At 52.2% G+C, this 24,481-nt stretch carries 22 protein-coding genes; 14 read left to right on the top strand and 8 right to left on the bottom strand.

Features of this window, described 5'->3' with window-relative positions; translation table 11 throughout:
- Nucleotides 1-13: 13 nt before the first annotated feature.
- Nucleotides 14-217 carry a hypothetical protein gene (locus tag VH187_RS16025; protein ID WP_329702433.1) on the bottom strand — a complete coding sequence of 68 codons (204 nt, stop codon included), beginning with the start codon at nucleotides 215-217 and terminating at the stop codon, nucleotides 14-16.
- A 271-nt stretch (nucleotides 218-488) separates the two neighbouring features.
- Between VH187_RS16025 and VH187_RS16020 the strand changes: the two genes are divergently transcribed.
- The 4 genes from VH187_RS16020 to VH187_RS16005 all read left to right on the top strand — a co-directional run bounded on the left by VH187_RS16020 (nucleotide 489) and on the right by VH187_RS16005 (nucleotide 6,379).
- Entirely contained in the window at nucleotides 489-1,772 is a 1,284-nt protein-coding gene (locus VH187_RS16020) for an MFS transporter (protein WP_329702432.1), read from the top strand.
- A 160-nt stretch (nucleotides 1,773-1,932) separates the two neighbouring features.
- Nucleotides 1,933-3,147 carry a starvation-sensing protein RspA gene (gene rspA / locus VH187_RS16015; protein WP_329702431.1) on the top strand — a complete coding sequence of 405 codons (1,215 nt, stop codon included), beginning with the start codon at nucleotides 1,933-1,935 and terminating at the stop codon, nucleotides 3,145-3,147.
- A 98-nt stretch (nucleotides 3,148-3,245) separates the two neighbouring features.
- Nucleotides 3,246-4,781, top strand: coding sequence for an MFS transporter (locus VH187_RS16010; RefSeq protein WP_329702430.1), 1,536 nt, complete (start codon nucleotides 3,246-3,248; stop codon nucleotides 4,779-4,781).
- A gap of 134 nt (nucleotides 4,782-4,915) precedes the next feature.
- Nucleotides 4,916-6,379 carry a mannitol dehydrogenase family protein gene (locus tag VH187_RS16005; protein ID WP_329702429.1) on the top strand — a complete coding sequence of 488 codons (1,464 nt, stop codon included), beginning with the start codon at nucleotides 4,916-4,918 and terminating at the stop codon, nucleotides 6,377-6,379.
- Nucleotides 6,380-6,428: 49 nt separating this feature from the next.
- On the opposite strand, the gene VH187_RS16000 is transcribed toward VH187_RS16005, so the two are convergent.
- Together VH187_RS16000 and ydfG are read right to left on the bottom strand one after the other, a co-directional pair.
- Nucleotides 6,429-7,115: a GntR family transcriptional regulator gene (locus VH187_RS16000; RefSeq protein ID WP_329702428.1), complete on the bottom strand. Its 687-nt coding sequence runs from the start codon at nucleotides 7,113-7,115 to the stop codon at nucleotides 6,429-6,431.
- Between the two features lie 93 nt (nucleotides 7,116-7,208).
- Nucleotides 7,209-7,958 (bottom strand): bifunctional NADP-dependent 3-hydroxy acid dehydrogenase/3-hydroxypropionate dehydrogenase YdfG, encoded by a 750-nt coding sequence (ydfG, locus tag VH187_RS15995; protein WP_329702427.1) that lies wholly within the window; start codon nucleotides 7,956-7,958, stop codon nucleotides 7,209-7,211.
- Nucleotides 7,959-8,167: 209 nt separating this feature from the next.
- Between ydfG and dcp the strand changes: the two genes are divergently transcribed.
- Together dcp and VH187_RS15985 are read left to right on the top strand one after the other, a co-directional pair.
- Complete coding sequence (gene dcp / locus VH187_RS15990) at nucleotides 8,168-10,213, top strand: peptidyl-dipeptidase Dcp (protein WP_329702426.1); 2,046 nt, start codon at nucleotides 8,168-8,170, stop codon at nucleotides 10,211-10,213.
- Nucleotides 10,214-10,907: 694 nt separating this feature from the next.
- A complete protein-coding gene (locus VH187_RS15985) occupies nucleotides 10,908-11,309 on the top strand; it encodes an Exc2 family lipoprotein (RefSeq protein WP_329702425.1) in 402 nt (133 codons plus the stop codon).
- A gap of 260 nt (nucleotides 11,310-11,569) precedes the next feature.
- Here the strand turns inward: VH187_RS15985 and mgtS are convergent, their stop codons facing one another.
- The 3 genes from mgtS to VH187_RS15970 form a co-directional block, all read right to left on the bottom strand.
- On the bottom strand, nucleotides 11,570-11,665 hold the full coding sequence (mgtS, locus tag VH187_RS15980; protein ID WP_329702424.1) for a protein MgtS: 96 nt from the start codon (nucleotides 11,663-11,665) through the stop codon (nucleotides 11,570-11,572).
- 112 nt (nucleotides 11,666-11,777) lie between these two features.
- On the bottom strand, nucleotides 11,778-12,770 hold the full coding sequence (ftrA, locus tag VH187_RS15975; RefSeq protein WP_329702423.1) for a transcriptional regulator FtrA: 993 nt from the start codon (nucleotides 12,768-12,770) through the stop codon (nucleotides 11,778-11,780).
- 150 nt (nucleotides 12,771-12,920) lie between these two features.
- Nucleotides 12,921-13,487 (bottom strand): DUF3828 domain-containing protein, encoded by a 567-nt coding sequence (locus VH187_RS15970; RefSeq protein ID WP_329702422.1) that lies wholly within the window; start codon nucleotides 13,485-13,487, stop codon nucleotides 12,921-12,923.
- A 574-nt stretch (nucleotides 13,488-14,061) separates the two neighbouring features.
- On the opposite strand from VH187_RS15970, the gene VH187_RS15965 reads away from it, so the two are divergent.
- From VH187_RS15965 to urtE, 7 genes are all read left to right on the top strand, one after another.
- Complete coding sequence (locus tag VH187_RS15965; RefSeq protein WP_329702421.1) at nucleotides 14,062-14,457, top strand: rhodanese-like domain-containing protein; 396 nt, start codon at nucleotides 14,062-14,064, stop codon at nucleotides 14,455-14,457.
- Nucleotides 14,458-14,602: 145 nt separating this feature from the next.
- Nucleotides 14,603-15,706, top strand: coding sequence for a cobalamin-independent methionine synthase II family protein (locus VH187_RS15960; protein ID WP_329702420.1), 1,104 nt, complete (start codon nucleotides 14,603-14,605; stop codon nucleotides 15,704-15,706).
- 205 nt (nucleotides 15,707-15,911) lie between these two features.
- On the top strand, nucleotides 15,912-17,183 hold the full coding sequence (gene urtA, locus VH187_RS15955; RefSeq protein ID WP_329702419.1) for an urea ABC transporter substrate-binding protein: 1,272 nt from the start codon (nucleotides 15,912-15,914) through the stop codon (nucleotides 17,181-17,183).
- Nucleotides 17,184-17,216: 33 nt separating this feature from the next.
- The gene (gene urtB / locus VH187_RS15950; protein ID WP_329702485.1) at nucleotides 17,217-18,788 is read left to right on the top strand and encodes an urea ABC transporter permease subunit UrtB; all 1,572 of its coding nucleotides are present in this window, start codon (nucleotides 17,217-17,219) and stop codon (nucleotides 18,786-18,788) included.
- Nucleotides 18,788-19,861: an urea ABC transporter permease subunit UrtC gene (gene urtC, locus VH187_RS15945; RefSeq protein ID WP_329702418.1), complete on the top strand. Its 1,074-nt coding sequence runs from the start codon at nucleotides 18,788-18,790 to the stop codon at nucleotides 19,859-19,861. The genes urtB and urtC overlap by 1 nt, the downstream gene beginning before the upstream one ends.
- Nucleotides 19,861-20,658: an urea ABC transporter ATP-binding protein UrtD gene (gene urtD / locus VH187_RS15940; protein WP_329702417.1), complete on the top strand. Its 798-nt coding sequence runs from the start codon at nucleotides 19,861-19,863 to the stop codon at nucleotides 20,656-20,658. The genes urtC and urtD overlap by 1 nt, the downstream gene beginning before the upstream one ends.
- 9 nt (nucleotides 20,659-20,667) lie before the next feature.
- Nucleotides 20,668-21,366, top strand: a complete 699-nt coding sequence (gene urtE / locus VH187_RS15935) for an urea ABC transporter ATP-binding subunit UrtE (protein WP_329702416.1) — start codon at nucleotides 20,668-20,670, stop codon at nucleotides 21,364-21,366.
- 42 nt (nucleotides 21,367-21,408) lie between these two features.
- On the opposite strand, the gene VH187_RS15930 is transcribed toward urtE, so the two are convergent.
- Complete coding sequence (locus VH187_RS15930) at nucleotides 21,409-22,305, bottom strand: SDR family oxidoreductase (RefSeq protein ID WP_329702415.1); 897 nt, start codon at nucleotides 22,303-22,305, stop codon at nucleotides 21,409-21,411.
- A gap of 97 nt (nucleotides 22,306-22,402) precedes the next feature.
- On the opposite strand from VH187_RS15930, the gene VH187_RS15925 reads away from it, so the two are divergent.
- Nucleotides 22,403-23,239, top strand: a complete 837-nt coding sequence (locus VH187_RS15925) for a helix-turn-helix transcriptional regulator (RefSeq protein WP_329702414.1) — start codon at nucleotides 22,403-22,405, stop codon at nucleotides 23,237-23,239.
- 4 nt (nucleotides 23,240-23,243) lie between these two features.
- On the opposite strand, the gene ydeE is transcribed toward VH187_RS15925, so the two are convergent.
- A complete protein-coding gene (gene ydeE / locus VH187_RS15920; RefSeq protein WP_329702413.1) occupies nucleotides 23,244-24,437 on the bottom strand; it encodes an efflux MFS transporter YdeE in 1,194 nt (397 codons plus the stop codon).
- Nucleotides 24,438-24,481 lie beyond the last annotated feature (44 nt).

Raw genomic sequence — 24,481 nt, 5'->3', positions numbered from 1 at the left:
CGGTAAAGGGCGATTAGCAGGCTGTTTTATAAATGCGCACCGCTTCATTCACATCTTTGGTTTTGATGAAGTTAATTTTCAGTCCATTGATATAGATATCGTAACCGTCCTCGTTGTAGCGAAACACAATGGTATTGCCGCGAAAGCGAATGACCTTATCTTTCACCCCGATACCCTGGCGCCGAAGCACCATCTTCGCCATTCTGTCGATACTCATATTACTGCACCTCAATGGCCTCAGGATTGTTGCAGAGAAAAGCGATTCTCCCTTGCCTAAGATTAATTTATCCTTAACAACTTTGCTGACAACCGCCAGAAAGAATCGTTCATGTTGAAAATAAGACCGGGGAAAATCCTGAATGTTTCTAATTTGTGATCGTTAAGAGCTTTCTTGTTATCTTCACTTGTATGGTAGTAGTTCAGGTATAGAGTGTTGACCAGCGCTGCGGATAACGGCGTATGAGATCAATCCTGACCTGGAGTATTTTATGGCAACTACCGTGGTGGAACAGGCGGCGCTGGCAAAGCCCGCAAGAATAAAAACGATCCAAACCGTGACCCTGGCGCTGCTGTTTATTGCCGGGATAGTTAACTTCCTTGACCGCTCATCGCTGAGCGTCGCGGGTGAAGCCATTCGTGGTGAGTTGGGTTTATCCGCCACCGAGTTTGGCGTGCTGCTGTCGGCGTTCTCCCTTTCTTATGGTTTATCGCAACTGCCTGCGGGGATCCTGCTGGATCGCTTTGGCCCACGACTGGTGCTGGGCGCTGGCTTGATTTTCTGGTCGGCGATGCAGGCGCTGACTGGCGTTGTGAACTCGTTCAGTCACTTTATTCTGCTGCGCATCGGGCTTGGGATCGGTGAAGCCCCGTTTATGCCTGCGGGCGTTAAATCGATCAGCGACTGGTATGTGCAGAAAGAGCGCGGCACGGCGCTGGGCATTTTTAACTCTTCAACGGTGATCGGTCAGGCCATTGCGCCGCCCGCGCTGGTGGTGATGCAGCTTGCCTGGGGCTGGCGCACGATGTTCGTGGTGATTGGTCTGGCGGGTATTATCGTCGGCGTTTGCTGGTATGCGTGGTATCGCAACCGCGCGCAATTCAGCCTCAATGAAACCGAACGCGAATACCTTTCTGCGCCAGCCACGGCGAAACCTAAATTAGCGTTCAGCGAATGGCTGGCCTTGTTCAAACGCCGCACCACCTGGGGCATGATCCTCGGCTTCTCCGGCGTGAACTATACCGGCTGGTTGTACATCGCGTGGTTGCCGGGATATTTACAGGCAGAGCAGGGGCTTAGCCTGGCGAAAACCGGTTGGGTAGCGGCGATCCCGTTCCTGGCGGCGGCAGTCGGAATGTGGACCAACGGATTTGTGGTCGATGCACTGGCGCGTCGCGGCTATGATTTGGCGAAAACCCGTAAAACGGCAATTGTGCTCGGTCTGATTCTTTCTGCGCTTGGTACGCTGCTGGTGGTGCAATCTTCCACTCCGACACAGGCGGTAGCCTTTATTTCGATGGCTCTATTCTGCGTCCACTTTGCCGGAACCTCTGCCTGGGGTTTGGTGCAGGTCATGGTGGCAGAAACCAAAGTGGCGTCTGTGGCGGCCATTCAAAACTTCGGCAGCTTCGTGTTTGCTTCATTCGCGCCGATTGTTACCGGCTGGGTGGTCGACACCACGCATTCCTTTAATCTGGCTCTGGTGATTGCCGCCTGCGTCACTTTCTTTGGCGCACTGTGTTACTTCTTCATCGTGAAAGACCGCATCGAATAATCCTTTCTTCTGGCCCGGCGCAGCCATTTGCTGCCGGGCAACCCTCTCATTAATGCCTCTATTTTTGTGATCCGCTGAGCTTTTTCTGTTTTATATACTTGTATGGTAGTTGTTGTGGGCACACTATTTGCTCATCAACGATAAGCCGTAAGGAATGAACATGAAAATTGTTGCAGCAGACGTATTTGTTACTTGTCCGGGACGTAATTTTGTCACATTGAAAATCACCACCGAAGACGGGATCACCGGGCTGGGCGACGCGACGCTGAACGGACGTGAGTTGTCGGTGGCTTCGTATTTGAAAGATCATCTTTGTCCGCAGCTGATTGGTCGTGATGCGCATCGCATCGAAGATATCTGGCAGTTCTTTTATAAAGGCGCGTACTGGCGTCGCGGTCCGGTGACCATGTCAGCGATTTCCGCTGTCGATATGGCGCTGTGGGATATCAAAGCCAAAGCCGCCAACATGCCGCTCTATCAACTGCTCGGCGGCGCATCGCGCGAAGGCGTCATGGTCTATTGCCACACCACCGGCCACACGATTGATGAAGTATTGGACGACTATGCACGCCACAAAGAAATGGGTTTCAAAGCGATTCGTGTGCAGTGCGGCGTGCCGGGGATGAAAACCACCTATGGAATGGCGAAGGGCAAAGGGCAGGCGTATGAACCGGCCACCAAAGGCCAGTGGCCGGAAGAACAGCTGTGGTCTACCGAAAAATACCTCGATTTCACGCCGAAACTGTTCGACGCGGTGCGTCAAAAATTCGGCTTTGACGAACATCTTTTGCACGACATGCATCACCGTCTGACGCCGATTGAAGCTGCGCGCTTCGGTAAAAGTATCGAAGATTACCGCCTGTTCTGGATGGAAGACCCGACGCCCGCCGAGAACCAGGAATGTTTCCGTCTGATCCGTCAACACACCGTCACGCCGATTGCGGTGGGGGAAGTGTTCAATAGCATCTGGGATTGCAAACAGCTGATTGAAGAACAGCTGATCGACTATATCCGCACCACAATCACTCACGCGGGTGGTATCACGGGGATGCGTCGTATCGCGGATTTTGCGTCACTTTATCAAGTGCGCACGGGTTCACACGGGCCGTCCGATTTATCGCCAGTATGTATGGCGGCGGCGCTGCATTTTGACTTGTGGGTGCCAAACTTTGGCGTTCAGGAATATATGGGCTATTCCGATCAAATGCTGGAGGTGTTCCCGCATAACTGGACTTTCGACAATGGCTACATGCATCCGGGCAACAAACCGGGGCTGGGCATTGAGTTTGACGAAAAGCTGGCTGCGAAATATCCGTATGATCCGGCTTATCTCCCGGTGGCGCGTCTGGAAGACGGCACGCTATGGAATTGGTAATAAACCCTAAAAAGAAATAACGGAGTCGCCTGCCAATAGCGATTTCATACGCCATAAATATGAAATCGCCATTTCTCCTCATTATTTAAGGAAAGAGCATGACCCGCAAAAATAAAAATATCACCATCCCGGTGAGCATTGGCTATGGCCTGACAGATATTATGGGCGGGGGCGCATTTACGGTGATTGGCGCCTGGCTATTATTTTTCTACACCACCTTTGTTGGCCTGTCGCCAATGGAAGCGGCCTCCATTGTGGCAATTGCCCGTATTGTTGATGCTGTCGTCAGCTTGTTTATGGGTAGCTTTACCGATCACTTTTATAAAAACTATTTCGGCAAAAAATTCGGCCGTCGTCGCTTCTTTTTGCTGATTGGCGCGCCGCTGATGCTGGTGTATGCACTGCTGTGGCTCGACGGTATGTCATACGGCTTCTACCTTGCGGTGTATCTGGCGTTCGAAGTGATTGCCGCGATGGTACTTATCCCGTGGGAAACCTTGCCCTCAGAGATGACTAAAGACTTCAATTCACGTACCAAATTATCAACCTGCCGGATGTTTTTATCCGCATCCGGCACGTTTTTAGCGACGTTTATTCCGGGTCTGCTGATTAGCTATTTCGGTGAGCATAATGCAAATGCCTATCTCATTAACGGGATCGTATTTGCTGTTGCGTTTATGGCTTGCGTATTTATTTCATGGAAAGTGACGTGGGAGCGCGAATTAACGCCAGAAATGATGGCTGAACTCGAAAAAGACCAGGTTAAAACCTCGCTACTTGAAAAACTGAATAAAGTTGGCCTGCTGTTCAAAGAGTACGCCTCAACGCTGAAAGTCCGCGCTTTTCGTAAACATCTGGCGATTTATCTGTTCTCGTTCACGGCAAAAGACGTCTATAACACGGTGTTTGTGTTCTTCTGCGTTTATTGTCTGAGCGTGTCGTCGGCGTTGGCCGGCACGCTGCTGTCGATGAGTATTGTTGGCTTACCGGTCACGCTCGTGGCAGGGCTGGCAATCATCAAATTTGGGCCATCGCGGCTCTATATTTTTGCTTATTCACTGATGTTGATTTGTCTTGGTGGGTTGTTCCTTATTTACCAGTTCCCGACCGACAATAAAGTGATGCTGTTGCTGATCCTTGCGGCGGCTTATCAGGTTGGGCGTTGCGTACTGGAATTTACCCCGTGGAACGTTTTCCCGTTTATTCCGGATATTGACGAAATGATCAGCCACAAACGCCGCGAAGGGCTATTTGCCGCTGTGATGACGTTTTCCCGTAAAACCACGGTAGCGATCGCGACCTTTGTCGTCGGTCTGTTGCTCCAGACCGGTGGTTTTGTGAAAGGCAGCCAGGTGCAGCCGCAAGAAGCGATCAACACTATCGCGCTGCTGTTGTTTGCCGGAACCGCCATCCTGCTGCTGTTTGCTTTCTGGCAGGCCTGGACGTTCCATTTGAACAAGCAAACCCACGGCATTTTTGTGGCAGAAGTGGAACGCATGAAAGCTACCGGCGATGCCAAAGCCATTACGCCGCAGGCAAAAGCCATAGTCGAGGATTTGACGGGCTATTCCTGGGCACAGCTCAATGATTTGCCTGAAAACGTAACAGTGACGAAAACGCTCAGTGTGCGATAGGGTGATAAGGCTGTCACACAACTTTCAATTCATGTCATACCACTTGCAGGGAAATTAACATAAATCAAAGTACAGGACGTTCATGGGGGTATTCTAGTATGGCAATGAGCGTCCTCTACCTGTGAGTCAAAAAAATGCAAAATACGCTTTTAACCGCTAAGGCGACCGTACCCGCCTATGATCGCACCAAACTGGTGCCACGTATCGTTCATCTGGGTTTTGGTGCTTTTCACCGCGCGCATCAGGCCGTTTATACCGACATTCTCGCGTCAGAACATAACAGTGACTGGGGTTATACCGAAGTCAACTTGATTGGCGGCGAGCAGCAAATCGCTGACCTAAAGCATCAGGATAATTTGTATACCGTGGCAGAAATGTCAGCTGACGCATGGACTGCCCGTGTTGTTGGCGTAGTCAAAGAAGCGCTGCATGCTCAGGTTGATGGTCTCGAAACCGTGCTGGCAAAAATGTGTGAGCCGCAGGTGGCGATTGTGTCATTGACCATCACCGAAAAAGGGTACTGCCATTCACCAGCGACCGGCGAACTGAACCTTGATCACCCGATGATCGCTGCAGATCTGAAAAACCCGCATCAGCCAACGTCAGCACCAGGCGTAGTGGTTGAAGCACTGGCGCGCCGCAAAGCCGCAGGGTTACCGCCGTTCAGCGTCATGTCCTGCGACAACATGCCGGAAAACGGTCATGTGCTGGGTAAAGTGGTGCGTGCTTATGCTCGTGCGCTGAATAGCGAATTAGCTGAATGGATCGAACGCAACGTGACGTTCCCATCGACGATGGTTGACCGCATTGTACCCGCTGTCACTCCGGAAACGCTGGATAAAATTGAAGCCATAACCGGTGTGCGTGACCCGGCAGGTGTGGCCTGTGAACCGTTCCGTCAGTGGGTCATTGAAGACAATTTTGTTGCTGGCCGCCCACAGTGGGAAAAGGCCGGGGCAGAACTGGTGTCTGATGTTATCCCATTTGAAGAAATGAAACTGCGCATGCTCAACGGCAGCCATTCGTTCCTCGCGTATCTCGGTTATCTGGCGGGGTATCAGCATATCAACGAGTGCATGGAAGACGCGAATTATCGTCGGGCTGCTCACGCATTAATGCTCAAAGAGCAGGCGCCCACGCTGAAAGTGAAGGGTGTCGATTTAGCGCGTTATGCGGATTTGCTGATCGACCGTTACAGCAACCCGGCGCTGCGTCACCGCACCTGGCAAATCGCAATGGACGGCAGTCAGAAACTGCCCCAGCGTATGCTCGATTCCGTGCGCTGGCATCTGGCGAAAAACAGCGATTTCTCATTGCTGGCGCTGGGCGTTTCGGGCTGGATGCGTTATGTCGACGGCACGGACGAGCAGGGCGAAGCGATTGAAGTCTGCGATCCGCTACTGGATACGATCCAAAACGCAGTAAAAGCCAGTGCGCAGGGCGAAAATCGTGTGAAAGCGTTGCTGGGTATTGAAGCTATTTTTGGCAAGGAATTGCCGTTAGAGAGCAAATTTGTCGCGCAGGTGACAAACGCGTATCTGTCGCTGCTGGAGAAAGGGGCTAAAGTCACCGTGGCGGCCTTTGCGGCGAAGCTGTAAATCGTTTCACTGCCGCTCCATTCGGGGCGGCATCTTCATCACACCGGTATCATTCTTCGCTAAACCAGTCGCGATTTTCCTGACGAATCAACAATACAGACTCGCTAATTTCTTGCAGATGTTCGGTCATCGCTTTATCAACGCCTTCCACGTCACGCTTTTCCAGCGCGCTGAAAATATCCTGATGCTGACGTAACAGCATTTCCGGGGAAGTGACGTGATCAAGGCTCATATAGCGCACGCGGTCGATGGCGGCTTTAATGTTTTCGATGGTTTCCCACGCCAGTTGGCAGTCGGCAATTTGCGACAGCAACTGGTGAAATTCGTCGTCGAGAAGGAAGAAATCATTGAGCTGTTCGCGGTCAATGGCGATACGTTGCTGGTGCAGATTTTGCTCCAGTTGATAAAGCTGGGCATCGGTTATCATCGCGGCGGCACGGCGCACCACGGCACATTCAATCGCCTGACGCACGAAACAACCGTTGCGCACCTGTGACAGGGAAATCTTATTCACGTAGCTGCCGCGCTGGGGACGAATTTGAATCAATCCGTTTTCGGCGAGTTTGATAAAGGCTTCACGGACCGGTTGGCGCGAGACGTCAAAACGAACCGACACTTCTTTCTCGGACAACGGCGTGCCAGGTGCTATCAGACAGTGCACGATATCCCGGCGCAGAATGCGATAGATTTGCTGATTGACGGGCTGGGTCGGATTGAGTTGCGATTCTGCGGCCATGGCTCTTTCTTCATTGCGGGATAAGTGCGTTATTTTACGCTGATTTTGCTGCCACGCCCAGCCCGGCCCGCAGGCCGGACGGGTTAACGGCCGTTAACTCTGACGATGAATGCTCAGTCCGGCGTAAGTCTGACTGACAGGCATCATTTCAAGGGTGTTGATGTTGACGTGTTTTGGCAGTGTTGCAACCCACCACACGGCTTCGGTGACATCTTCTGCCGACAACGCGCTGGTGTTTTCGTAGGTTTTCTCAGCTTTCGCATCGTCGCCTTTAAAGCGCACATTAGAAAACTCCGTGCCACCCACGAGGCCTGGTTCAACATCGGTCACGCGTATCGCGGTGCCGTGCAAATCGGTGCGCAGATTAAGGCTGAACTGGCGTACAAACGCTTTGGTCGCGCCGTAAACGTTGCCGCCTGCATACGGCCAACTGCCAGCCGTTGAACCGATATTGATGATATGACCACGGTTGCGTTCGACCATGCCCGGCAGCACTGCGCGGGTCATATACACCAGGCCTTTGTTGTTGGTGTCGATCATCGTTTCCCAATCGTCAACGTTGGCTTTTTGCGCAGGCTCCATGCCGAGCGCCAGACCCGCGTTGTTGACCAGAATATCGATATTGCGCCACTCGGCGGGAAGGTTGGCAATCATCTCTTCAATCGCCGCGCGGTTACGCACGTCCAGTTGCGCGGTCAGAATGTTGTCGCCCAACTCTTCTTTCAGCTCCTGCAAACGTTCCTGACGACGGCCTGTGGCGATAACTTTGTGGCCATTAGCGATAAAACGGCGGGTAATGCTTTCGCCAAATCCGGCGGTGGCTCCGGTAACAAGTACAATCATTCTTCCTGTTCCTCAATGCTTTAACTGTCTTCATACCATAGCATGTGCGGTCAGCCTTCGGGAGTGGAACTTTGCTGCCAGGTGTTGCCGTTGATGCGTTAAAAATAAGGTTGCCTGCGAAGCCGCGCTACGGTGCTGCCCCGTAAAATCATTGCGGTTTATCAATGGGTTGCCTACTCTAAGGAATGTCCCAGTTTCAGGAGTGAGTGATGAATCACGATAATCCGTTTTTAACTGTTAGCCTGTTGCCATATCAGGCTCCGCGCTTTGATGTTATTCAGGACGAGCATTATCGTCCGGCATTTGATGAGGGTGTGCGGCGTAAACGCGAAGAAATCACCGCTATTGCCGAAAATCCACAGCCCGCAACATTCGACAACATCTTTGTGGCGCTGGAGAAAAGCGGCGAACTGCTTGAGCGCGTGACGTCTGTATTTTTCGCGATGACCAATGCGCATACCAATGACACGCTCCAGCAACTCGATGAACAGTTTTCCGCCGAGCTTGCAGGGCTCGCCAATGATATTTACCTGAATGATGCATTGTTTGAACGTGTCGAGCATATTTGGCAACAACGGGAAACGCTAAGTCTGGATTCAGAATCGTTGCGTTTGGTTGAAGTGGTATATCAACGCTTTATTCTGGCGGGGGCTAAATTGGGCGTCGCGCAAAAAGCTGAACTACGCGAACTGAATACCGAGGCGGCGACGCTTAGCACTCAGTTTCATCAACGTTTGATGGCGGGTGTCAAATCCGGTGGACTGGTGCTGGATTACCGTCATCAACTCGATGGACTTAGCGACGAAGAGATTACCGCAGCCGCCAGCGCGGCACAGGAAAAAGGGCTGAATGATCGCTGGCTTCTTACATTGTTGAATTTTACGCAGCATCCCGCACTCGCACAGTTACGCGATCGGCAGACGCGTGAAAACCTGTTTACCGCAGGCTGGCTGCGTAATGAGAAAGGCGATCAAAGCGACACCCGCGAGCTTATCCTGAGATTGGTCAGCGTTCGGGCCAACCAGGCGAAACTTTTGGGTTATCGCGATTATGCGAGCTGGAGCATGGCCGATCAGATGGCAAAAACGCCCGAAGCTGCCTTTACGTTTATGCGCAAAATCGCACCAGCGGCGCGAGCGCGTGCCGAACGTGAATTGGCGGATATTCAGCATGTGATAGACGATCAACAGGGCGGTTTCAGGGCGCAAGCATGGGACTGGGCTTATTACGCCGAACAAGTGCGGCTGGCTCGTTATTCCCTTGATGAATCAACAATTAAACCCTATCTCGAACTGAACAATGTTCTGACAGAAGGTGTGTTCTGGGCGGCTTCACAGCTGTTTGGCATCCGTTTTGTCGAGCGCTTCGATATCCCGGTTTATCACCCTGATGTGCGCGTTTGGGAAATATTCGACACGAATGGCGAAGGTTTGGCGTTGTTTTACGGTGATTTCTTCGCCCGTGATTCAAAAGGCGGCGGCGCGTGGATGGATAACTTTGTTCAGCAGTCGACGCTGCTTGAGCAACGGCCCGTCATTTACAACGTCTGCAACTATCAAAAACCGACAGCCAGTCACCCGGCGCTGTTGAGTTGGGATGATGTCGTCACATTGTTCCACGAATTCGGCCATACGTTGCATGGATTGTTCGCTACACAGCGCTATCCTGGGCTTTCGGGCACGCGAACGCCGCGTGACTTTGTTGAGTTTCCGTCACAGATCAACGAACACTGGGCGCGTCACCCGCAGGTCTTCACCCGTTTTGCCCGCCATTATCAAACCGGCGAGCCGATGCCTGAGACTTTGCGCGACAGCATGATGCGTGCCGCGACCTTCAACAAAGGCTATGACATGACCGAATTGCTCAGTTCGGCGTTACTGGATATGAACTGGCACACGTTAACCACAGAAACGCTGCCAACAGATGTTGATGCTTTCGAAAATAAAGCCATTCGCGCCGAAAATTTAGATATTGCCGCCGTACCTCCGCGTTATCGCAGCAGCTATTTCGCGCACATCTTTGGCGGCGGCTATGCGGCAGGGTATTACGCCTATATCTGGACCCAAATGCTGGCAGATGACGGTTATCAGTGGTTCGCAGAGCAGGGCGGGCTGACCCGCGAAAATGGACAACGCTTCCGGGACGCGATTTTATCACGCGGTAACAGCAGCGATTTGGAAACATTGTATCGTGACTGGCGTGGGCACGATCCGTTCCCGGAACCGATGCTGAGAAACCGTGGCTTAAGTGAATAATTCCCAATAGATAACATTGAATATCTAAAAAGACCTTTCGGGGTCTTTTTTTATGCATAATAAGCCTGCTAATTTTTATTTCATATGAAAGTAATGACTGGCGATTTGTTACCAGAGAAAAATAACGCCTCCTTTATCGACACACTTTATAAAAATAAGCACGTCATCTTCGATACGGTTTTTCTACACCCAGATAACATAACACAAACTGGCATTTATTTCCCCTTAAAAATCAATGCGATAAAAAACAATTATTAACTGCTTTTTTGCGCTGTTTATTTTATAAAGAAATTAATATGATGCGGGCGGGCATATCAATGCCCTCTAAAAACGCTGAATGCAAAAGGATTGATAAATATTACTGGATTGACAACGGCGTTACTCTAATAAATGTCAGGATTGAATGATGAATAAAAAAGTAATGATGTTAGCAACGGTTGTAATGGCGGGGAGTCTGTTTTCTGTGTCCGCATTCGCTATCAGTGAGGCCTATCGCGCCCAGCTTGAAAAATCGGGCTGTACACAGGTTAGTGAAGCTAACGGAACGTGTAACCCAAAGCATAGTCGCCAACAGAACAAGCACCCTCAGGCCAGGTTCAAAGGTGATGCAGATTCAAGGGCCACCAGCGGTCCGACACGTAAAACCCCTCTGACCAAATAGGTCTAATTAATCTCGTATAAAGAACTGACGACAATGAAAAAATTATTATTGGTTATTGCTGTCATCAGCGCAGTTGGTTGTGTGGCCAAAACAGCACCGCAAAAACATGCCTGGTATTTTAGTCAGCATACCTCTGGTACGCTGAATGGTAATTTCCAGACGCAACGCAGTGAAGTGTATCGCATCAATTTACCTGAGTTTGAAAAAGTCTATCAGCAGGGTAATGTGGATCGCAGCAACGGTAAAAATCGTGAGTATGCAAATGCGTATGCGGCGTTAATACGCAAAGAGGCAGATACACAACATCAGGTACAAAACACCTTTAAAAACAATGCAGGTGATCAATGGCAGGATACTGCAGAACAAAAGGATGCAACGCTGTGGTTTGGCGAGCTGGCAACAGCGTATCTTGATGGATACAACGGCATTAAGTAACGCGGCGTGGTGCGCATTTTTGACTACGAAGATCGTCTCGTTTAGTCTTCATTGAAGTTAAAGCTGTTAATCTTATCTGATGATGCAAATAGGGCAAGGAATCGCCTGATTTGCTGACTAACTAAAACACAAATCTATCCATGCAAGCATTTGCCGCCACATCGTTGGCGGTTTTTTTTGTTTTTTTCATAGGCACAACAAAAAGCCCCTTGTGCTATAAGCGACAAGGGGCTGTTAAGGATCGGGATTATCAGTGTTCATCAGTCATCCCATTTATGGCTGAAATACGCAGCAAGGAAACCGGTGAAAACAATGGTTCCTAACACTGCAATAAAGACATGCATATTTCCCAGCATGATTAACCTCCGTTAAAATTAAAAGCCTACGATATAATCCTCACTTACCTTCATTAGCCGCGATAGAAACAGAATACAGAAGTGAATCTAAACAAATCATTAATTAAGTGAACTACTTCGTGAGTTGCGTAAATTTTTTGCGAAACGCCAACGGGTTGATTGCGAATTGTTGCTGGAAATGATGGCGTAAGGCGCTGGCTGTGCCAAATCCATTCACTTCGGCGATATGTTCAATACTCAAACGGCTTTCGGTTAAAGCCTGTTGAACGCGTTGCAGACGTTCATTCAAAATCCAGCGAGCTGGCGTCATGCCAGTAGCTTCCTGAAAACGGCGCAGCAGCGTGCGAGGGCTCATGCCAACGCGCAGAGCGAGGGACTCCAGAGTGTGCGTTTCGGCAAGATGACCGTGCAGCCAGTCGAACAGTTGCCCAAGTCTTTCACTTTCGCGGCTTCGCGCGACAGGGCGCGCCAGATGCTGGGTTTGACCGCCATCGCGATGCGGCTGCACAACCAGGCGGCGTGCAACGCTGTTCGCCACTTCAAGCCCATAATCGTTACGTACCACGTGCAGGCATAAATCAATCCCCGCCGCGCTACCCGCCGAGGTCATTAGCCGATCGTCGCCGATATACAGCACATCATCGACAACATGAATGGCGGGAAACCGCTGTTGAAGTTCATCCGTGTAGCGCCAGTGCGTGGTGGCCTGACGCCCGTCCAGCAAACCGCTTGCGGCAAGGACAAAGACACCGGAACAGATCGAGATTATCCGGCATCCGCGCAGGTGTGCCTGGCGTAAGGCGCCACAAAGTGCGTCGGGCACGGCTGTTTGCACACCTCGCCAGCCGGGCACCACAATCGTATCCGCTTGTTCAAACAGCTCATACCCGCCATCAGCCACAATACGAATGCCCCCGGTAGCGCGCAGCTCGCCGTCATCGACTGCAGCCACCGCAAAGCGATACCAGTTTTCACCCAGTTCCGGGCGCGGTAATCCGAAAATTTCCACGGCGACACCAAACTCAAAAGTACACAGCCCGTCATAGGCGAGTGCGACGACCAAAGGGCGGGTTGCGAGTGATTGATTACGGGCGATGTCAGTCATGATGATGTGCTACGGGGAAAATAGAATGAATGAGAGTAGAGGTAACACGACAGCGGCCACCGCGACAAGAGAGGACGCAGATAAATTCGTAGCCAGGCCACTAAGCAGTCTAAAACCAACCCCTCGATGCCAAGGGGCCAATCGAATACATTATTTGTTCCCAACAGCGTCCGGTATACCAGCCACACTTTGGATCTTCCAGAGGCCATTTTCTTTCACCATGCAATCAATGACCACATGTTCATATTTTACACCATAGGCAACATAAACATTCAAACACACTGGGTCGGAATCCGAGGTGATGACTTTTACGCTGGTAGCCCAGTCATCAGCGATGTACTGTGATTTAGTGAAAAAATCAGCGTCATAAAACTCTGAGTCCGAGTATTTAGGATCCTGGGCATGGCGTAATTTTTTTAGAGTGGATACGGTAACATAGTTATCAATTTTATGGCCGTCAGTTATTGGGTATTTATCTGCATTAATCTGTTCCAGATACCAGACATTAAATTGTTTTGCGCGTGTAAATGCTGTTTCATCGTCAGATGCAGCGACTGCGGTGGTAGATATTAAAAGTAAAAAGAGGATTCGTTTCATATTAGCTGTGTCTGAATAGTTTAAAAGCAGGGCGTATTTTTCGGTAACGTGGTCCAGGATACATGCTCTTTTGTACAAAGTCAGAGTACCAGACTCCATGACCATCGTAGATACAAACATGTCCATATTCATGAGGGCCGGATAATGCGTCAATTATTGCAATATCACCTTCAATTGGCTGCCCGTAGACTTGTCTAAATCCAGAAAGCCTTAGTGAGGATTCAAAGTGATTAGCGTTGTTTGAGGTAACAAGTATTCCTCCTGCCACAATAGCCTTTGCAACAGCACGTGCGCAATAATGGGTTGTGACAGGGCCAGCATGCATGCGGGCATAATGAACTGCGGAGTGGGCATTCCAGGTCATGCTTTAGTCCCTGAGTAAAAGTAAATACCCACGACAAAAATACACGTTTTATAGTTGAAAATATTTTCTTAAGTGTGACGTGAAATTAACCAATATAAATAACAATTATGGGTTTCATTAAATAAATCTCTGCGCTGAATTATTTTTATGCAGGCATAAAGATAATAGTGAGTATTCTCAGGACATGGCATGGCCTCCTCATTAACTGTGTGAGAGAAAAATTGGCAGGATCCTGGCGTTTTCTGTCATAACCACGGACGGCGCGGGTACTGAATTTTTGGTGTGATAGGACCTGACACGACACCTAAATCAATCGAAAAGGAAAATACTATGAGCGTTGTTTCAGACATTCCCACTGCTGCGCCACAGGATGCGATTGCCCATTTTCAGCGCCGTCTCAGCGTTGAAACGGATTGCGATGATGTGCATTCGGCAATCAAAAGCAATGAAACAGATTTTGTTCTTCTTCATGTGGTCGGCACACCTGAGGCTTTTGCGCGTCGGCATCTGCCAGGCGCAGTGCATTTACCGCATCGTTTAATGACCGCTGAGCGTATGAATGAATGGCCAGAGAGCACACTTTTCGTCGTTTATTGTGCAGGCCCGCACTGTAACGGGGCAGACAGGGCTGCGCTCAAGCTGGCGCAGCTCGGTAAACCGGTAAAACTGATGATTGGCGGCTTAATGGGATGGGAAGATGAAGGCCTGGCCTTTGCTTCATCATGAATATTTTTCATCGGTGATGAATTTATCTCGTTTGCCTGCGTCTCTCCCGCATGGCACTTTGAGTACATATAGCCATCCAGAAGTCTAAATTTGATTTCGCAATTATCACGTCAGGCAATCAGTTGCCTGACGGCAAGGAGAGTCCATGTCACAGCATTCCGCCCCTTATCGCGCCGATATCGTCGGCAGTTTTTTACGTCCGGACAGCATTAAACATGCCCGTCAGCAGTTTGCCGCAGGGGATATTGATGCGCAGACGCTACGCGCCGTAGAGGATGAGGCGATCCTGAAAGTCGTTCAGCATCAGTGCGACTGCGGCCTGCATGTGGTGACCGACGGCGAGTTTCGTCGCGCCTGGTGGCATTTTGACTTCTTTGATGGGTTGCAGGGCGTTGAGCGTTACGATTCGGACCAGGGCATTCAGTTTAACGGCGTGCAAACTAAAGCTCACGGCGTGCGCGTCACCGGGAAACTCGGTTTTGGCGACCACCCAATGCTGGAAGATTTCCGCTATCTGAAAAGTATCAGCGGCGATGCGCAGCCGAAAATGACCATTCCAAGCCCGAGCGTGCTGCATTTCCGTGGCGGGCGTAAAGACATTGATGCGACGGTTTACCCGGATCTGGCTGATTATTTTGACGATCTGGCAACCACCTGGCGTGATGCGATCCGCGCGTTTTACGACGCGGGTTGTCGCTACCTGCAACTGGATGACACCGTTTGGGCGTACCTTTGTTCTGATGAACAGCGTCAGCAGGTGCGTGAACGCGGTGACAATCCCGATGAACTGGCAAAAACCTATGCTCGCGTGCTGAACAAAGCGCTGGAAGGGAAGCCGGACGATCTCACTATTGGGTTGCACGTGTGTCGCGGTAATTTCCGCTCAACGTGGATTTCTTCTGGCGGATACGAGCCGGTTGCGGAGGTGCTTTTCGGTAGCGTGAATGTGGATGCGTTCTTCCTGGAATATGACAACGACCGTTCCGGTGATTTCAAGCCATTACGCTTTGTGCGTCCGGGCCATCAGCAAGTTGTGTTAGGGCTTATCACTACGAAAGAAGGTGAGCTGGAAAACCCGGAAGGCGTGAAGGCGCGTCTGGCCGAAGCGGCGCAGTTTGTCGCCAAAGAACAAATCTGTCTCAGCCCGCAGTGCGGTTTTGCCTCAACCGAAGAGGGCAACAGTCTGACTGAATCTCAGCAGTGGCAGAAAGTCCGCCTGGTGACGGAGGTCGCCGCCCAGGTTTGGTAAATGCGCTAAAAGCAGGGCAGCGTTGCACTCTTTTAAAGCAACGCTGTCCTGACTGCACAGCTTCACTCTGCAACAAAAGTCTTATCCCACCCGTTCAGCCGCCTGTTTTCACACTCTTTTTCCACTCTGGCATCATTCTTGCCTTACTCCTGACGACTACACCGATGTTCTTAATCCTTGTTGCTGTCTTTTTCAGGAGTGAATCATGCGCCGTCGAACTTTACTTAAAGCTTTTGCTCTCTCAGCTTCTACGATTGCCCTGGGTTTCAGCGTCAGCGTCTATGCCGCTGACACCATCAAAGTGGGGATTATGCATTCGCTGTCCGGCACGATGGCGATTTCCGAAACGCCGCTGAAAGATGTGGCGCTGATGACTATCGACGAGATCAACGCCAAAGGCGGTGTACTCGGAAAAAAACTGGAGCCGGTGGTGGTTGATCCGGCATCAAACTGGCCGCTGTTTGCCGAAAAAGCGCGCCAACTGCTGACGCAGGATAAAGTCGCGGCGGTGTTTGGCTGCTGGACATCGGTATCACGTAAATCGGTGCTGCCAGTGTTTGAGGAACTGAACGGGCTGCTGTTCTATCCGGTGCAGTATGAAGGCGAAGAGATGTCGCCGAACGTGTTCTACACCGGGGCCGCCCCGAATCAGCAGGCGATCCCTGCGGTGCAATATCTGATGAGCGAAGACGGCGGCAGCGCGAAACGCTTCTTCCTGCTCGGCACCGACTACGTTTATCCGCGCACCACCAACAAAATTCTGCGCGCTTATCTGCATTCCAAAGGCGTGCAAGATAAAGACATCGAAGAGGTCTACACGCCGTTTGGCTACAGCGATTACCAAACCATCGTCTCGAACATTAAGAAATTCTCCGCAGGCGGAAAAACGGCGGTGGTGTCGACCATCAACGGCGATTCTAACGTCCCGTTCTACAAAGAGCTGGCAAACCAGGGCGTGAAAGCCACTGATGTACCGGTGGTGGCGTTCTCGGTCGGCGAAGAGGAACTGCGCGGGATTGATACCAAACCGCTGGTCGGCAATCTTGCGGCGTGGAACTACTTTGAGTCGGTCGATAACCCAACCAACCAGAGTTTTGTCGCTGATTACCGTGCCTACGCTAAAGCCCACAAACTGCCGAACGCCGATACCGTTGTGACCAACGATCCGATGGAAGCGACCTATGTCGGCATTCATATGTGGGCGCAGGCGGTGGAAAAAGCCGGCACCACCGACGTCGACAAAGTGCGTGCGGCGATGGCCGGACAATCCTTTAAAGCGCCGTCGGGCTTCACCCTGACGATGGATGCCACCAACCACCATCTGCATAAACCGGTGATGATCGGTGAAATCGAAAGCAACGGGCAGTTCAACGTTGTGTGGCAGACCGACAAGCCGGTGCGCGCGCAGCCGTGGAGTCCGTACATTGCGGGCAATGACAAAAAGCCCGATCAGCCGATGAAAACGGCCAGCAACTAATTCTCAAACGGAAAATTCCAGGGAGACGCGATGATCAACGTTCTACGCCTGACAGGTCTGTTCCTGCTGATAACCCTGCTGCCATGGATGGCGCAGGCGTCGGACGCGGATGATTTCGTGGCGGCCAGCCGTAGTCAGCAATCGACGTTGCTGGCGCAATGGGCCGCCGATCCTCAACCGCAGCGCTTGCCTTTGTTGCAGGCGCTGGCGGCGGAGACGCTGCGCAGTGATAGCGCGCATCATGCGTTTAATGTGGTTGACGGACAGCCGCAAGCGTTAGGCGCAACCGCGCAGCCGGACGGCGAGCTGAAACCCGTGCGCCTGACTAACCGTCTGCGCAATCTGGTGGCGGGCGCGCTGGCAACCCATCAACTGGTGAGTGTCAGTGTCACGCAAAGATTGGCTGCGGCGAAAACATTGCAGCGTGATGCATCGGCAGATGTAGTCCCGATGCTCGAAAAACGCCTGAAAGTCGAAACCGATGAGGGTGTTAAACAGCAACTGGAAATCGCGCTGGCGAATTTACAACTCACCAGCCCTGATGCGGCGGTGCGTAAGCAGGCGATGACGCTGCTCGGGCACTCGTCTGACCCAGAAACGCAGTCGCGCTTAATCCCTTTTACCGATCCACAGCATGAACCGGATGCGAGCGTACGTGCGGCAGCGGCAGAAAGCCTGAAACACATTCAACACCGCCTGTTCTGGGGGGATATTCTCGGCCAGGCGTTTATGGGCATTTCGCTCGGATCAGTATTGCTATTGGCGGCTCTTGGGCTGGCGATCACCTACGGTCTGCTCGGTGTGATTAATATGGCGCACGGCGAAATGCTGATGCTGGGCGCGTACAGCACCTGGCTGGTGCAACAGGCGATGAGCCAATTTGCCCCGCAGTGGCTGGCGTTTTATCCGCTGCTGGCGCTGCCGGTGGCATTCTGTGTGACCGGCGGGATTGGCATGTTGCTTGAGCGCACCATCATTCGCCATTTGTACGGGCGTCCACTGGAAACGCTACTGGCGACGTGGGGTATCAGCCTGATGCTGATCCAACTCGTGCGAATGCTGTTTGGCGCGCAGAACGTTGAAGTGGCGAACCCGGGCTGGCTGTCCGGCGGGATTCAGGTGCTGCCGAATCTCATCTTGCCGTGGAACCGCATCGTGGTGATTGGCTTTGTGTTGTTGGTTCTTTTCTTCACCTGGTTTTTACTCAACAAAACGCGTCTCGGACTGCGTGTACGAGCCGTGACACAGAACCGCGCAATGGCAGCCTGCTGTGGTGTGCCGACCGGGCGCGTCGATATGCTGGCGTTTGGTTTAGGCTCCGGTATTGCCGGGCTGGGTGGCGTGGCGCTGTCGCAATTGGGCAATGTCGGGCCGGAACTAGGTCAGGGCTATATTATCGACTCTTTCCTGGTGGTTGTGCTCGGCGGTGTCGGTCAGCTGGCTGGCAGCGTGGCGGCGGCATTTGGTCTGGGGATCTTCAACAAAATTCTGGAACCACAAATGGGCGCGGTGCTGGGCAAGATTTTGATTCTGGTGCTGATCATTCTGTTTATTCAGAAGCGTCCGCAGGGGCTGTTTGCGCTGAAAGGGAGGGTCATTGACTGATGAGCCAGCCATTAACGTTAACGCTTGCACGTCGGGCACCGCGACCACTGCGCTGGGTGGGCGGTGTGCTGGTACTGGCGCTGCTGATTATCCCGTTTCTTGCGCTTTTACCCGCCACACATCCGCTGGCGGTTTCCACCTGGACGCTGACGCTGGTCGGCAAAATCCTCTGCTATGCGGTCGTCGCGGTGGCGCTCGATCTGGTGTGGGGATACGCGGGTATGTTGTCGCTCGGACACGGATTGTTCTTCGCATTAGGCGGCTACGCCATGGGCATGTACCTGATGCGTCAGGCATCGGGCGATGGTCTCCCGGCGTTTATGTCATTTTTGTCGTGGAATGAGTTGCCGTGGTTCTGGTGGGGAACGCAGCATTTTGCCTGGGCGATGTTACTGGTGATGCTGGTCCCGGGTTTGCTGGCGCTGATTTTTGGCTGGTTTGCTTTCCGCTCGAAAATCAAAGGTGTCTATTTCTCGATCATGACGCAGGCGCTGACGTACGCTGGCATGCTGCTGTTTTTCCGTAATGAAACCGGCTTTGGCGGCAACAACGGCTTCACCGGATTTACCACCATTCTCGGTTTCTCTGTCACCGCAACGAGCACGCGTGCAGCATTGTTTTTGGCAACGGTGCTGTTGTTACTGGCGACGCTTGCGATCGGTTTTGCACTGGCGCGCAGTAAATTCGGCCGCATTCTGACAGCGGTACGCGATGCGGAAAACAGGCTGATGTTCTGCGGCTACGATCCGCGTGGTTTTAAACTGCTGGTATGGACGCTTTCCGCGGTGTTGTGTGGCTTGGCAGGTGCACTGTATGTGCCGCAAGTCGGGATTATCAACCCCGGTGAAATGTCGCCGACTAACTCAATTGAAGCCGCTATCTGGGTGGCGCTCGGTGGGCGCGGCACACTGGTTGGTCCGATTTTAGGCGCGGCATTGGTGAATGGCGCCAAAAGCTTCTTCACCGTTGCGATGCCTGAATACTGGCAGTTATTCCTCGGCCTGATTTTCATTGTGGTGACGCTGTTCCTGCCGCGCGGTGTGATCGGCTTGCTGCGTAAAGGAGACAAATAATGCAACCCGATGAAGGACTCTTTACCCGTCAGTTGCCCGGGGATCGTTACCGCGAGCAAACCGATCCGGTGCTGCAACTGGAAAATATTAACGTTAATTTCGACGGCTTTCAGGCGTTAACCGATCTGTCGCTGAATATCGGCGTGGGCGAACTGCGTTGCGTGATTGGGCCAAACGGTGCGGGAAAAACTACGCTAATGGACGTGATCACCGGCAAAACACGGCCGCAAAGCGGCAGGGCGATTTACGATCAGTCTGTCGATCTGACCGCGCTTGATCCCATTGCCATTGCGCGTCAGGGCATCGGGCGAAAATTCCAGAAACCGACGGTGTTTGAGGCACTTACGGTGGCGGAAAACCTCGAACTGGCGATGCGTGGCGATAAATCGGTGTGGGCGAGTTTGCGGGCAAAAATCTCCGGAGAACAACAAGATCGTATCGATGATGTGCTGCAACTTTTACGTCTTGAAGGTGAACGGGCCAGGCGTGCGGGATTGCTTTCCCACGGGCAAAAACAGTTTCTGGAAATCGGCATGTTACTGGTACAGGAACCGCATTTGTTGTTACTCGACGAACCGGCGGCAGGCATGACTGACGCCGAAACCGAATACACCGCAGAGTTGTTTCGCACGCTATCCGGGCGGCATTCACTGATGGTGGTCGAACATGATATGGGTTTTGTCGAAACCATTGCCGATCGCGTGACGGTGCTGCATCAGGGCCAGGTGCTGGCAGAGGGATCGCTGCGTGAAGTGCAGGCCAACGAGCAGGTGATTGAAGTTTATCTCGGACGCTAAGGAGTAACGATGTTACAGGTTCAGGAACTGCATCAATATTACAGCGGCAGCCACATTCTGCGTGGCGTGAGCTTTAATGCACAACCGGGCGAAATCACCTGTCTGTTGGGCCGCAACGGCGCAGGCAAAACCACGTTGCTCAAATGCCTGATGGGGCTGATCCCGGCCAAAAGCGGCAGTGTAAGTTGGCAAGAAAATGTCATTACTCACCGTAAGCCGCACCAGCGTGTGCAGGCGGGTATCGCTTATGTGCCGCAGGGGCGCGAGATTTTCCCGCGTCTAACGGTGGAGGAAAATCTGCTGCTGGGGATGTCGCGCTTTTCGGCACATGAGGCGCGTATTGTGCCGGAAGAAATTTACCAATTGTTCCCGGTATTGCGGGCAATGAAACAGCGGCGGGGCGGCGATCTCTCTGGCGGTCAGCAACAACAACTGGCGATAGGCCGCGCGCTGGCAAGTCGTCCTCAACTATTAATTCTGGATGAACCGACAGAAGGCATTCAGCCGTCGGTGATCAAAGAAATTGGCGAAGTGATTCGCCAGCTTGCTCGTCGCGGTGATATGGCGATCCTGCTGGTTGAACAATTTTATGATTTCGCGGCAGAGCTGGCGGATCAGTATCTGGTGATGTCGCGCGGAACGATTGTGCAACAAGGGCGAGGAGAGAATATGGAGATCGACGGTGTGCGCGGGATGGTGACGATTTAGGACTTGCCCGGTGGCGCTGAATTGCATCACCGGGCGGGGTGATTACGCCAAAGCGGAATAATCCATATTACGCAAATCATCGAGCAAACCTGCCCCGTTCGGTTGCCAGTTCAACTGCTGACGCGTCCATTCGCCGCTGGCGCGTAAATCCATGCTGGCGAAGGCGGCAAACCAGCCAAAGTGTTCTGCGGCCTGCTCTTGTTTCAATGACGCTGTCGGCACACCGAGGCCCTTCGCCACCACGTCGGCGATCTGACGCGATGAGATACTTTCTTCGGCTACCGCGTGATAACGCTTACCTGACTCGCCGTGTTCCAGCACTTTCACATACAGGTTGGCAACGTCGTCAACATTGGCCGCACACCACGCGTTTCGCCCCTCATTGATATACGCCGCCACGCCTTTTTCCTTTGCCTGCGGGATGTAGTAACTGATCAAACCTTGACGCTCGGTATTATGCACCTGCGGCAAGCGTACAACGCGCACGTCAATGCCTTGCTCCAACAGAATCTGTCCTTCCAGCTCCGACGCTACGCGTGGGTTAGGATGAGCTGGATTAAAATTCTGCTCACGAGCGGGTTGACCGCTGTCGTCATCGCCCATCGCAGTGCCTGAGGTGATGATAAATGGGCGTTGACTGCCTTTTAACACCGATCCAATAGCGGCAATAACGCGACGATCTTTTTCGCAGTTGGCGACAAAATGGTTGAAGTCATGGTCAAACGCGGTGTGGATAACCGCATCGCAGTTTTCAATTGCGCGCAGCCAGCTTTGCGGATCCTCCAGCGAACCAAACTGTGCCGTTGCGCCTGCGTCCGTCAATTTACTTGCGGCTTTATCAGAGCGCACCAGACCTGTCACCTGATGACCGCCTGCCAGAAGATTCGATACCACTCTTGAGCCAATAAAACCCGTCGCTCCAGTCACAAAAATACGCATAGCTAACCTCCTGAAAGAATTTAACGACAGCGTACGCCCGAACCTATTACTATTAAAGTAGTGACATTATCAGGGTATAAACACTAACAGGTTATTTATGACGCTACTTTCCGAAAACCCGCTGGGAGATTTTTTACGCGCTCGTCGTTTGGGGCTGGATCCGACTTCGTTTGGTTTTACGTCGGGGCGTCGCCGTACGCCGGGTTTACGTCGTGAAGAAGTGGCGCAGCTCGCCAGCATTAGTCCGACCTGGTACACCTGGCTCGAGCAAGGCCGTGGGGGCGCACCGTCACGTGAGGTGCTGGACCGTATCGCCAGTGGATTACGACTGACGTCACCCGAACGGGATCACTTGTTTATTCTGGCCTTCGGGCATCCGCCCGAAACACGTTTCAATGCTTCCGATAATATTACGCCACGCCTGCAACGGGTGCTCGACAGCTTCACCATTCCAGCCATTATCAAAACCTCGACCTGGGATGTGGTGGCGTGGAATCGTCCGGCAGCAATCGTGATAAAAGATTACGCTCAGCTTCCGCGAGAGCGGCGTAATATTTTGCGATTGTTGTTTACCGACCCGGAAGCCCGGCACGTGCAGGAGGATTGGGAAGGTGTGGCACGATTAATTGTGAATGCATTTCGCGCTGATGCCGCGCGAGCGGGGGCTTCTCAGGAAATTGACAGACTGGTGGCGGAGTTGTCAGAACAGAGCGCTGATTTTGCGAAATACTGGCGTAATAACGATGTCGCGGGGCATGGCGAAGGGGTAAAAAGGTTGCACCATCCGCAGATGGGCGCGATTGAACTGGAGTTTTCGACGTTCTCAGTCGAAGGGCGGCCCGATCTCACCATGATGGTGTTCAACCCGGCGACGGAGGAAAGCCTGAATAAAGTTCAGCGCTGGGTGGCGGCCAGCGCTACTCGCGCGAACTAACGGTTCAGGCGGTTTTTAGCGCGCCATCCCACGCTTTAACGCTCATACCGCGCAGGATCATCAGCCAGACCAGGACTATTGCCAGCATCATGACGGCGAACAGCGTCCAGGCGGGCCAGGTGCTGAGAATAATACCAGTTATCATTGGGTTAGCTGCGGCGCCGAGCCAGCCTAATGCCTGTGCTGAGAAATAGCTGGCCTTCATACCCGGCGGAGCAATATTGTCGATCAGCATGTATTCCCCGGGCGCATAGATAATTTCGCCAATGGTAAACACGGCTGCGGCAACGCCCCAATAGATCAGGTTTTCACCCGAGAAGATAAAACCGCCGAGTCCCAGCAGGAAGCAAAGCGTGCCGATCGCCATCAGCGGGCGAATATTACTGGCGGTAATCTTACGTCCGACAAAATATTGTAAACTCACCACCACGATGGCATTTACCGGTAATACCACAGACACCACTTTCTGCGCGAAATCGGCGTCATCGGCCACCGTCAGCACATACTGAGAGATGCAGGTGGCGAACGAGCCACCAACGTATGAGGCCAGCAGACCGGAAAGGGTAAACCAGAATAGCGCTTTATCTTTCAATAAAACTGACGGCTGCCAGACGGTGGCCACTTTTTCTTCACCGCTTTCCACCGCGCGTTGCACGTAAAACTGAATAAACACCAGCGGGAATGCGGCACATACGGCTGCCAGCCAGAACGGCAACTGCAGGCTGTACATGACAAGCCAGGTGCCAATCGGTGGTCCGACCGTCCAGCCTATATTCAAAAAACTGTAGTTAAGCGAGAAAATGCGCGCCTTTTCACCGACGCTCAGCACATCGGCAAACCAGGCTTTTAGCACCGTTGAAAAGACGGAGTACGCACAGTTGATAAGCGAAAAGAAAAACACCACCAGGGTGACGCTATGCACCAGTGGGATCGCAGCAAACCCGGCAATAAACGCCAGGATCGACACGATCATGTAACGCTTTTTATCGAATTTATCAGCCAGAATGCCAAAGCCCAGGCTGAAAACAACGCCGACAGTGAGCGCAATGGTGAGTGCATAGCCTATAGCCTCGACGCTCATGCCATACTGGCGCGTAAGGTAAATGGTCATAAATGGCAGCGTGGCACCGCGACCAATAGTTAACAGCAACGACGACGCCAGCAATGCTGAGGTTGAACGTTTAACAGAGGGATTCATTTTCCTGCCCGATAATGACGCGTGTTATTTTTTTGTGAGTTATC

This window comes from Scandinavium sp. (genome assembly GCF_036271055.1).
Taxonomy (GTDB): domain Bacteria; phylum Pseudomonadota; class Gammaproteobacteria; order Enterobacterales; family Enterobacteriaceae; genus Scandinavium.
This window is presented reverse-complemented; position numbering and strand designations above follow the sequence as displayed.